Source organism: Aquiflexum balticum DSM 16537 (assembly GCF_900176595.1).
In the GTDB taxonomy this organism is placed as follows: domain Bacteria; phylum Bacteroidota; class Bacteroidia; order Cytophagales; family Cyclobacteriaceae; genus Aquiflexum; species Aquiflexum balticum.
Window position 1 is genome coordinate 3,787,119 of record NZ_LT838813.1, and the last position, 11,848, is coordinate 3,798,966.

Sequence of the window (11,848 nt, forward strand, 5' to 3'; positions counted from 1 at the left end):
AAGAATTAATTTCTTTACATCTCAATTTTTTTTCATTTTTTGAGACCAACTGATATTTTGGTGAAATACAATTTTTTTTAATCGATTTACAATAATTGCTTTGTATAAACGATTACTGATTAAATAGCTCATTTTCAGGTTAAAATTTAAAGAAAATTAGGGATGGAACGAGTTTGAAATTGTTATTTAATGTATCATATTAGAGCATCTTTTGTTAGGTGTTGATGCTTGAATACATCTGATAAGGGATTAAAATTTTTGATTAATCACCCCCTAATCACCCATTTTATTGTTATGAAAAATAAAACAAAGTTAATTGTTGCAAATTTATTTGCACTTGTTGCGGTTGTGGGAATCCTGACATTATTCAGATCCGCTGGTATTGAAATTGGTTCTGCATCAGGCGCAATGGTTCCCAATGTTTTGTTATTGTTAATTCCACAAGCAGGATTTATTTATTTTTATTGGAAATCTTTCAGCAATGAAAATAGAAAAGCAATAGCTTAATGTATTGAAAGTGGTTTTTGTTGGTTTATAAAAGCCGAAAGATAAAAAAGTCCTGTGAAAATGGGGCTTTTTTTGTTTTGGGAAAATCTAATGAAATCTTTAGCAGCTAATTAACTGAATAAATAAACTCTGGTGATTCAATTTAATAGGATTTTATTTTTGTTGGAAAAAAAATATTTATCTTCGAATTCAAAAATTACAACTTTATGAAAAAATTAAACTTGTTGATGTTGGCTGTCTTTGCAGCTGGAACAATGCTTTTCTTTGGATGTGGTGCTGAAAAAACAACAGAAACCACTGAATCAGAGGAAACGTCCATGGAAGAAAAACCTGCTGAAGAAAGCCGGCCCAGTCCTTTAAGAACCTTGGAGGGCACAGCTGGAAATTCAAAATTAATGATTCAATATGGAGCTCCATCAGTTAAGGGAAGAGTAATATGGGGTGATCTGGTACCATATAATGAAGTATGGAGGACAGGAGCGAATGAATCCACTTACGTGGATTTCAGTTCAGATGTCACAGTAGAAGGGAATCTTCTTCCTGCAGGAAGGTATTCTTTGTTTACAATTCCTAAAGCTTCAGGTAAGTGGACAGTTATTTTCAATTCAGAATGGGATTTGGAACATGGTCATTTTCAGTACAAAGAAGAAAACGATGTTTTAAGAGTGGAATCAACTCCTGAATGGGAAAATGAAAGTCAAGAGCAATTGAGCATAGCTATCGAATCACCAGGTATAGTGGTAAGATGGGAAAAATTAAAATTGCCTATTGTTATTCAATAATGTGTTTGGAATGCAAAAAGCCCTTTAAATACTTGAAGGGCTTTTTGCATTTTTTGGTTTTTTAGATCTAACCGTTTGTTCGGATTATTAAGGTGATTTCAACCATGATTATTTAACAGATTTAGTATGCGCTATATTGGTTTCTTCATTTCCTTTTCAATCACGCTTTTCTTGGGTGTGGTATTATCTTTGCAATTTGGGTCGGTACCACCAATAGGAAAATTATTGGATCCTAATCACGGCTTTTGGCAAAATGCCTACAGTGAGGATCAAATTCCAGAAGAAAAAGTCCGCATGAAGGGGCTTAAAGGACCTGTCAAAGTCACTTATGATGAAAATCTGATTCCTCATATTTTTGCTGAGAATGAAGAAGATCTGTATAGGGTTCAAGGATATATTACTGCTAAGCACAGGCTTTGGCAAATGGAATTTCAAACCATGGCAGCTGCAGGAAGGATTTCAGAAATTGTCGGTCCAATTGCTTTGGAATTGGATAGAATGACCAGAAGAAAAGGACTGCCATATAGTGCTGAAATCTCCCTGCCATTTTTGCAGAAAAATCACCCTGATACTTATTTGTTACTTGAAGCCTATTCAGAAGGCGTCAATCATTTTATTGATAATCTGAATGAATCCCGAGTTCCGGTAGAATATAAGATTCTGGACTACCGGCCCGAGCAGTGGAGTCCATATAAATCCATTCTCTTATTGAAATATATGGCAGATATGTTGGTATCAGATCAGGATTTAGAATATACCAACCTGAGAAATCTGATTGGAGAGGAATTGATGGATAAGCTATATCCACAGTTCCCGGAGCAAAATGATCCAATTATTGAATCAGAGAAAGTTTGGGATTTCGAACCTTTGAATATAGCAACCCCGGAGAATATCCAATATCCCGATCAGGATATTTTTGTGAATCCATTGCCTCAGCCTGAAGAAGGTGTAGGTTCAAATAATTGGGCCGTTTCAGGTTCAAAAACGAAAAACGGTCATCCTATTCTGGCCAACGATCCCCATTTAAAGCTTAATTTACCTTCTTTATGGTATGCTATGCAGCTTACTTCACCCACTCATAGTGTTAAAGGTGCAACACTCCCGGGTGCATTGGGAATCATTTCAGGTTTTAATGAAAATATTTCTTGGGGTGAAACCAATGCCACTAGAGATACAAGAGATTGGTATTCAATCCAGTTCAAAAATAAGGACAGAATCGAATACTTATATAATGACCAATGGATCCAAAGTGTTTTTAGAATAGAGGAAATTAAAATTAAAGGCGAAGCTGACTATATTGATTCAGTTGTTTACACCCATCATGGTCCTGTAGTATATGACAGGACGTTCAGGTCTGAAAGGCAGGACGTTAATTTTTCTTTGAAATGGACAGCGCACATGGAATCAAATGAACAGAAAACCTTTTTGATGTTGAATAAAGCCAAGAATCATGACGATTACCTGGAAGCTTTGAATTATTACACTTCCCCGGCCCAAAATTTTGTTTTTGCTTCCCGCAGTGGGGATATTGCCATGAAAGTACAGGGTAGATTCCCCTTGAAATGGGAAGGTCAGGGTAAGTTTTTGATGGATGGGAATAATCCCGATTTTGAATGGAAGGAATTTATTCCCAATGAGCATAATCCCGCAACCCTCAATCCTTCAAGAGGTTTTGTTTCCTCTGCCAACCAGCATGCTGTTGATGCTTCCTATCCCTATTATGTGTTTGATAGTAAATATGAGCATTATCGAAACAGGAGGCTTAACAGCAGGCTGGAAGAAATGAAAGAGATTACCATTGAGGATATGATGTTACTTCAATTTGACAATTACCACCTCCATGCTGCAGAAGCACTTCCGCTTTTGATCAGTAATTTGCCTGAGGAAAAAGTCAGAAATTTGGATTTAGTTTCAAAAAAATACCTTGACCAATTGAAAGAATGGAATTTTAATACTTTCCCAAATCAGGAAGAACCCGCATTGTTTAAGACTTGGTGGGAACAGTTCTATAAATTACTATGGGCTAAATGGAAAATTGAGGGTAAACCAATAGAATTTCCAAATAAATATCAGACCACTTTATTATTGAAAAACAGTCCTGAAGATATTCTTTTCGATAATCCGGAAACTGATAAAACCGAAACAGCTGCCGACCTTGTTTGGGAAAGTTTTGAATTGATGGTTGCTGAGATGAATGAATGGGGAGAAAAAGAAGAGGATTATACTTGGGCAAATTTCAAAGGAACATCCGTTGTTCATTTGGTGCCAAATTTCAAGTCATTTAGTAAGTATAAAGTTTACACGGGAGGAACCAGCGGTGTCCTGAATGCAACAAGTGAAAGGAATGGTGCAAGCTGGAGAATGGTCGTTGAAATGGGTGAAAAAGTCAAAGCTTATGGGATATATCCCGGGGGACAATCCGGTAATCCCGGAAGTAAATATTATGATAATTTTCTCAAAAAATGGGCAAATGGCGAGTATGTCAATTTTGATTTGAGATCCGAACAAGAGAATGATAATGTGCTGTTTACCACTATATTTAGTAATTGATATATGAAAAAATTTCTGCTGTTGTTAAGTCTTGTAGGAGTTACGGTTTATTTCATCGGTCCATATATACCTTATTGGGGATTGATGATATTGGTAGCCATTATTTCATTTTTGACTGGCGCTTCGCCTTCAATATCATTTTTTGGTTCAGGATTCTCATTTGGATTAGTTTGGCTTGTCTTATCGATTTGGATTTCTGTTGATACGCAATCAGAATTGCCCAAATCTATATCAGAATTGATGGGATTATCCAATGATAACCTATTATGGTTTATTACAGGATTGGTAGGATTCATTATTGGGTCCTTTAGTGGATTAACAGGAGGGATGCTAAATAGGATTTTTCAAAAAAAAGATTCAGGAGCATACAGAACTTGATTATAAAATTCGACTTGCCTTCAAAAACATTCTTTTTTTTAGCTTATATTTTGTATAAAAAATACAATAAAATTGAGGATGTAAGATTCTGATTAAAATAATAAAAAATATTTTGCTTTTATTGCTTGTACGAGTACTTTTGTTGCTCGTTTTGTGCCAGTCACTTTTATGCTCGATTACCTCATCACATCAAAAACCAGGTTAAAGCTTTTGATCAAATTCTTTAGCAATTCCAAAAATCAAGGACACTTGAGGGGGTTGGCTGAAGAATTTGGTGAATCCACCAATGCTATCAGAAAGGAACTGAACAACCTTAGTGAAGCCGGTTTTTTGCTAAAGGTGGCAGAAAAAAACAGAATTGAATATCAAGCAAATCCAAAGCATCCCCTTTTTTTCAATTTGCAGGATCTCATCCGTAAGTATCTTGGTTTTGATAGGTTACTTGAAACTGTTCTTGATCGGATGGGAGACGTAGATGAAGTGGTACTTACAGGAGATTATGCACAGGGAATTGACTCAGGTACCATTGAGGTTCTGATCAAAGGAGAAGAACTCAATGAAGATTACCTGGACCATTTGGGGACAAGAATTGAACAGCTGATAGAAAGAAAAGTAAAATTCAATCTAAACGGAAATTGTAATTCTTCTGAAGAGCTAGTTCTATATAAGAAATAGTTCGGGGGTATTTTTGGTGACATTTTTGCTAGGCACATTTCCTAAAAATGTGACTGAAAGGGCGAAGCTGTAATAGATTCAAAAAGTTATGTCATTCAATTATGACATTTTTACATGGATTTGGATTAATTTGCAAGCCTGTAATCATAGAAAGGGATTCAATATTTCTCATTCCATAGTCAAATCAAAACTGAAATCAACATTCTTTCGAAAAAGAAAAAATAAACATATGACGACCAACTTTAGGGAAGCATTTCAATTTATCAAATTATCATTAACACTACTGCTATTTGTTGTAGCGGTAGGCATAGTCAATGGACAATCTCTTTCAGATATTCAGAACGTTAAAGTTGATAACTTAACTGATGCTCAAATTGAACAGTTGATCAAAAGGGCTGAAACTTCCGGAATGTCCGAACAGCAGCTTGAGGCAATGGCAAGAGAAAGAGGCATGCCTGCTACCGAAGTTGCTAAACTTAGAATAAGAATAAATCAGATCAGAAATAAAGGCGCAATACAATCTGATTCCACTAGTCCCCAAACATCTCAAAGTAGACAATGGATTCAGGAAGACGATTTTGGAATTGAAAAAATCGAAGAAGAGGAACCACTTACAGAAGAGGAGGAAAAAATATTTGGCTATTCATTGTTTAGAAATTCCGAGCTTACTTTTTCTCCCAATCTGAACATCCCAACTCCAAAGAATTATATCTTGGGATCAGGAGATCAGTTGTTGGTAGATATTTATGGAGCTTCCCAGTTCACTTATGATTTAAATATCAATAGTGAAGGAATGGTTTTTATTCCCAACGTTGGACCTATCAATCTCGCAGGACTTAGTGTTGAGGCGGCTACAAGCAGGTTGACAAATACCTTAGGTAATATTTATTCGGGTTTAAGAGGTTCATCCCCGAATACCTTTATGCAATTGAGAGTCGGCAACATCCGATCAATTCAGATTTCAATGGTTGGAGAGGTTTTCGCACCGGGGAATTATACACTTTCTTCATTTGCAAGTGTTTTCAATGCACTTTACGCTGCTGGTGGCATAAAACAAAACGGTTCATTTAGAAATATAAGAGTCTACAGAAACAGCAAAATGGTCTCTGAAATGGATATCTATGATTTTTTGGTCAATGGTAACCAATCCGCCAACATCAGACTGGAAGACAATGATGTGGTTTTAATACCACCTGTCGAGAAGAGAGTTGAGATTTCAGGACCTGTCAGAAGACCGGGACTGTTTGAAATGAAAAATGATGAAAATCTTGAGGACCTCATTCGATTTGCAGGAGGATTTGGCAGTTTAGCCTATCCTGGCGTCGCTACTGTTTTCAGGACCACTGAAAAAGAGTTTAAGGTTGAAAATATTGACCGACAGAATTTTGGTTCCTTTTCACCAAAGGAAGGAGATAAGTTCATTTTTGGAGAATTATTGGACCGGTATGAAAACAGGGTGCAGGTTTCAGGGGCATTGATGCGTCCCGGAACATTTGCTTTGGAGCCGGGAATGGGCGTAAAAGATTTAGTGAATAAGGCAGAGGGTCTGAGAGATGACGCTTTCATGAATCGGGCGGCATTATTCAGAACAAGATCGAATTTTTCACTGGAAATTGTTACGGTAAATATTGGGGCCATTTTGAATGGTGAGGAAGAGGATATTGTCCTTCAAAGAGAAGATGTTTTGAATATTCCGAGCATTTATGATCTGCGTGAAGAATTCTATGTGATTATAAGCGGGGAAGTAAATAAGCCTGGTGCATTTGCTTTTGGAGAGAATATGAAAGTTGCTGATTTGGTGTTGAGGGCAGGAGGCTTTAAGGAATCGGCAACATCCGCACAGATTGAAATTGCCAGAAGGGTAAAAGATGATGTTTCAGGAAAGTTGGCCGAAATTTTCCATATAGATATTGACAGAAATCTCAAAATAACCGGTGATAACGCGGATATGGTCCTTACCCCATTTGACCATGTCATTGTGCGGAGAAGTCCGGGTTTCCAGAGAGAAAGATTGGTAAGGGTGGAAGGAGAGGTTTTCTTTCCAGGTGAATATACCATTGCCCATGCCAATGAAAGAATTTCTGACTTATTGAAAAGGTCAGGCGGATTAAACAAGTTTGCCTACCCTAAAGGTGCCACTTTGATCAGAAGGAATGAGTATTATTCCAGTCCAAGTGACAATCAGATAAAATCAACGAATTTGACAGAAGTCAAGCAAAATCTACAAAGGATAAAAAGAGATACGACTGAGGCAGAAAAAATATTGCTTTCCAGAATAGATCAAAAAATTACAGAAAGGGGTGGAGACTTATCCAATCAACAAGGAGGCTTGTTAATTGACGATTTTAGGAGAGAGACCATAGAGAATTTGGTCAATGAAGAGGGGGAAGAAGTAGTTAAAATTAAAACCCAAGATATGATTGGTATCAATCTATCTGCAATTATGGAAAATCCTGGTGGGCCAAATGATTTGATTATTCAAGAAGGAGATGTTTTAAGTATTCCCAAACAATTGCAGACAGTTAGGATGAGGGGTGAAGTATTGTTCCCGACTACTTCTAGATACCGGGAAAATGCAGGTTTCAAAAGTTATATATCAAGGGCAGGTGGATTTACAGACAAATCCCGTAAAAAACGGTCTTACGTAGTATATGCCAATGGAGATGTAAAGCGGACTTCAAATATTTTATTTTTCAAAATATATCCTTCTTTAGAACCTGGTTCGGAGATCATTGTTCCTGCTAAACCAGACAGAGACCCAATGTCCATCCAAGGCTGGTTAGCAATTGCTACTAGTCTAGCGACATTGGGTTTATTGTTGAATAATATAGTTCAATAAAAATATAGAATAATTTCTTAATATTTAAGATAGATGGAAAAACCCAAAAATCCTACTTCGTCGAATAATGATGAAATTGACTTGTTGGAGTTAGCAAAAACTGCTTGGGATCAAAAAAAGCTAATTATTTCAATTACTGTTGTGGTTACAATATTAGGTGTTTTGATTGCATTGGTTTTGAAAAATGAATATACAGCAGGTTCTACTTTTGTCCCACAAACTACGGAAAAGGCCAATATTGGAGGGAATTTAGGTGGGCTTGCTTCATTGGCGGGGATTAATTTGGGAGGATTGTCAGGAGGAAGTGAAATTCCTCCAAGTCTTTATCCGAAAATTGTTTCTTCGGTAAACTTCAGGAAAGATTTGCTGAATGCTACATTCTATTTCCAAGGCAACAGCCAACCAATTACATATGAATATTATTATGATAGTGTTTATCAACTTGGATTGATACCATTAATTCGAAAATATACAATAGGATTACCTAGTTTATTGATAAAAAATTTCAAAGCAAATAAATATAATAATAATTCTTCTAATGATTTCGGTCTGATCAATATTTCTGAAAAAGAATTTGAGCATTTTAAAAGATTGGATAAACAAATTTCTATTCAATACAATGAAAAAGAAGGATTTGTTTCCTTATCTTTTGCTATGCCGGAACCTTTGATGGCGGCACAAATGGCAAAATATGCTGAGGAGTTGCTTCAAAAGGAGGTCATTGAATTTAAAATTCAAAATGCAAGAGAACAATTGAAATATACTGAAGAAAGGTTTGAAGAAAAGAAAATTGAATTTGAAGAAATTCAAAAAAAATTGGCCAACTTTAGAGATAAAAATCAAAATCTTTCTTCTGCATTAGTTTTGAATCAGTTGGAAAAATTAGAGTCTGAATACAATTTTGCTTTTAATATTTACACTGAATTGGCCAAGCAATTGGAACAGGCCAAACTTCAGGTGAGTAAAGACACACCCATTTTTTCTATCATTCAACCTGTGACAATTCCTATTGAAAAATCAGCTCCAAAGCGACCAATGATAGTTATTGTGTTTTTATTTCTAGGCTTGATTGTTGCCTTTGGGTATATTTTTGGTAGAGAGTTTTTGATTGGTCTGAAGGAACAATGGAATATTAAAAAATTAGAAAGATTATCTTAAATGAACATGTCGATAGTCACATATTTTATTTGAAATACAAAAAAAAATATTCAAATTTCTTTTTTATGTATTTATAAATTGTTTTATTTGCCTTATAATTAATTGTTCACCCAATTCAATTTACCCAAAATATAAAAATCTATCTCAATGGAAATTTCTGTTGGATTTCAATCTTTTGAAAAATCAGTAGTTAAATTATTAATCTTTAAACTTTTATAAAATGAAAATTACAGTAGTAGGTACAGGATACGTTGGTTTGGTATCAGGCGCATGTTTTTCCGAAGTCGGTATTGAAGTTGTTTGTGTTGACATTGATCAAAAAAAGATCGACAATCTTAAAAATGGTATCATGCCAATTTATGAGCCTGGTTTGGAAGAAATTGTCAAAAGAAATTTTGCAAGTAGAAGGCTTCAGTTTTCCACTAATTTGGGTGAAGCTATACAAGGATCTCAGGTGGCATTTATTGCAGTAGGAACACCTCCGGGAGAGGATGGTTCAGCAGATTTGAAATATGTATTGGCCGTTGCAGATGAAATCGGTAGGACAATGACAGATTATATTGTTGTAGCCACCAAAAGTACGGTTCCGGTAACCACAGGTGAGAAAGTAAAAGCTGCTATCCAATCAGCCTTGGATGAAAGAGGTTCTGATTTACCATTTGCAGTTGCTTCCAATCCAGAGTTTTTGAAGGAAGGGGCAGCAGTAGAGGATTTTATGAAGCCTGATAGAATTGTCATCGGAATAGATGATGAAAGGGCAGAAGAAATCATGAAGCGTTTATACAAGCCATTTCAATTGAATGGGGATAGAATTATATATATGGATATCCCATCTGCTGAGATGACAAAATATACAGCCAATGCGATGTTGGCTACCAAAATTTCATTTATGAATGATATTGCAAATTTATGTGAGTTGGTAGGTGCTGATGCCAATATGGTAAGAAAAGGTATCGGGGCTGACCCTAGAATAGGCAATAAGTTTATTTATCCCGGGGTTGGTTATGGTGGATCCTGTTTTCCAAAAGACGTCAAGGCCATTATCAAAACCGGCAAAAAGTATGGCTATGATCTTAGGGTATTACAGGCGGTAGAAGATGTAAATGATGATCAAAAACATGTTCTGGTTAAAAAAATCAAAAAACATTTCGGGGATGATTTAAGTGGAAAAACTTTTGCGATGTGGGGATTGAGTTTTAAACCCAATACGGATGATATGCGGGAATCACCGGCTATAGTCATTATCGATGAATTGATAGAGGCAGGTGCCAAAGTAAAAGCCTATGATCCCATTGCGATGAAAGAAGCCCAGCATATTTATGTGGGAGATAAAATAACTTATGCCAAAGACGCTTATGATGCCTGCGTAGATACTGATGCCCTATTGCTAGTTACAGAATGGTCAGAATTCAGAATCCCAAGTTGGTCAGCCATTGCCAAGTTATTGCATAATAAAGTGGTTTTTGATGGAAGAAATATTTACGAAAAAAGTTACCTTTCCGAGATAGGTTTTACTCATTATGGAATTGGTATTTAACAATCTTTAAATAATTCACTTTACATCATTTTTATTTAGATCATGCTAAAATCACTTTCAGAATCAAAAATAGCAATAGTTGGCTTGGGCTATGTTGGACTACCTTTAGCGGTTGCCTTTGGGGAAAAATTTGCTACGGTGGGTTATGACATTGACCCAAAAAGAGTGGATCAATTACAAAAAGGTCATGACAGAACACTCGAGGTTGAAGATGAAGACCTTAAAAAAGTCCTGGTAAAAACAGTCATTGAATTGGAAGAAAAGAAAAAAGGACTTCTGGTTTCAGATGCCATTATACCTATTTCTTCCTGTAATATATACATCGTTACGGTACCGACACCCACGGACAAACACAACAAACCTGTTTTGACTCCCATGTTGAAGGCCTCAGAAATGATCGGTAAAATCCTTAAAAAAGGCGATGTTGTCATTTATGAATCCACAGTATATCCTGGTGTAACCGAGGACGAGTGTGTTCCAGTATTGGAAAAAGTATCAGGTTTAAAATTCAATGAGGATTTCTTTGCGGGCTATTCCCCTGAGAGAATCAATCCGGGTGACAAAGAACATACAGTAACCAAAATCCTAAAAGTCACTTCGGGAAGCACGCCTGAAGTGGCAGAATACGTGGATCAGTTGTATAAATCTGTCATCACGGCAGGAACCCACAAAGCTTCTTCTATCAAAGTGGCGGAAGCTGCCAAAGTGATTGAAAATTCCCAAAGAGATATCAATATTGCTTTTGTAAATGAATTGTCAAAAATCTTTAACCTTTTGGGTATTGATACCCAGGAAGTTTTGGAAGCTGCAGGCACCAAATGGAATTTTCTTCCATTTAAGCCCGGATTAGTTGGAGGTCATTGTATAGGGGTTGATCCTTTTTACCTAGCTCAAAAAGCCCAGGAAGTAGGTTATCATCCGGAAATAATCCTTGCGGGAAGAAGACTAAATGATTCCATGGGCAAGCATGTGGCCACTGAAGTGATCAAGCATATGATGCGTAAGGATTTAAAGGTTATTGACTCCAAAGTACTTATTCTAGGATTTACCTTCAAGGAAGATTGCCCAGATGTCCGAAATACCCGCGTTATCGATATTTATAAAGAGTTGAAATCTTTTGATATGGATGTGGACGTTTATGACCATTGGGCAGATCCAGCAGAGGTTATGCATGAATATGGGATTGAAATTATCAATGGTAAAACCAAAGAAAATTTAGACCAATATTCCGCGATTATTTTGGCTGTAGCGCATAAGGAGTTTAAAAGTTGGTCAATTAAGAAATCTAGTAAACAAGTTGTTTTTGATGTAAAATCAACTTTAAAAAAAGAGGAAGTTGATGCTAGGCTTTGATTAAACCGATTTAAAATAGACCAAGAATAATCTAAAACAAAAAATTTCTTGTAAGAGAAGGCTCAAGAT

At 36.2% G+C, this 11,848-nt stretch carries 9 protein-coding genes; all 9 read left to right on the forward strand.

The window, feature by feature from the left end; genetic code table 11:
* The first annotated feature begins 294 nt into the window (after positions 1–294).
* The 9 genes from B9A52_RS15900 to B9A52_RS15940 all read left to right on the forward strand — a co-directional run bounded on the left by B9A52_RS15900 (position 295) and on the right by B9A52_RS15940 (position 11,779).
* On the forward strand, positions 295–507 hold the full coding sequence (locus tag B9A52_RS15900; protein WP_084121407.1) for a hypothetical protein: 213 nt from the start codon (positions 295–297) through the stop codon (positions 505–507).
* A 206-nt stretch (positions 508–713) separates the two neighbouring features.
* Positions 714–1,289 (forward strand): DUF2911 domain-containing protein, encoded by a 576-nt coding sequence (locus B9A52_RS15905; RefSeq protein WP_084121408.1) that lies wholly within the window; start codon positions 714–716, stop codon positions 1,287–1,289.
* A 126-nt stretch (positions 1,290–1,415) separates the two neighbouring features.
* The gene (locus B9A52_RS15910) at positions 1,416–3,839 is read left to right on the forward strand and encodes a penicillin acylase family protein (protein WP_084121409.1); all 2,424 of its coding nucleotides are present in this window, start codon (positions 1,416–1,418) and stop codon (positions 3,837–3,839) included.
* Between the two features lie 3 nt (positions 3,840–3,842).
* Positions 3,843–4,217 carry a hypothetical protein gene (locus B9A52_RS15915; protein WP_084121410.1) on the forward strand — a complete coding sequence of 125 codons (375 nt, stop codon included), beginning with the start codon at positions 3,843–3,845 and terminating at the stop codon, positions 4,215–4,217.
* Positions 4,218–4,385: 168 nt separating this feature from the next.
* Positions 4,386–4,892: a helix-turn-helix domain-containing protein gene (locus tag B9A52_RS15920; protein ID WP_084121411.1), complete on the forward strand. Its 507-nt coding sequence runs from the start codon at positions 4,386–4,388 to the stop codon at positions 4,890–4,892.
* Between the two features lie 229 nt (positions 4,893–5,121).
* Positions 5,122–7,731, forward strand: a complete 2,610-nt coding sequence (locus tag B9A52_RS15925; protein WP_157370180.1) for an SLBB domain-containing protein — start codon at positions 5,122–5,124, stop codon at positions 7,729–7,731.
* 33 nt (positions 7,732–7,764) lie between these two features.
* Positions 7,765–8,889 carry a Wzz/FepE/Etk N-terminal domain-containing protein gene (locus B9A52_RS15930; RefSeq protein ID WP_084121412.1) on the forward strand — a complete coding sequence of 375 codons (1,125 nt, stop codon included), beginning with the start codon at positions 7,765–7,767 and terminating at the stop codon, positions 8,887–8,889.
* A 220-nt stretch (positions 8,890–9,109) separates the two neighbouring features.
* Positions 9,110–10,426, forward strand: a complete 1,317-nt coding sequence (locus B9A52_RS15935; protein WP_084121413.1) for a UDP-glucose dehydrogenase family protein — start codon at positions 9,110–9,112, stop codon at positions 10,424–10,426.
* A gap of 42 nt (positions 10,427–10,468) precedes the next feature.
* The gene (locus B9A52_RS15940) at positions 10,469–11,779 is read left to right on the forward strand and encodes a nucleotide sugar dehydrogenase (protein WP_084121414.1); all 1,311 of its coding nucleotides are present in this window, start codon (positions 10,469–10,471) and stop codon (positions 11,777–11,779) included.
* The last annotated feature ends 69 nt before the right edge of the window (positions 11,780–11,848 follow it).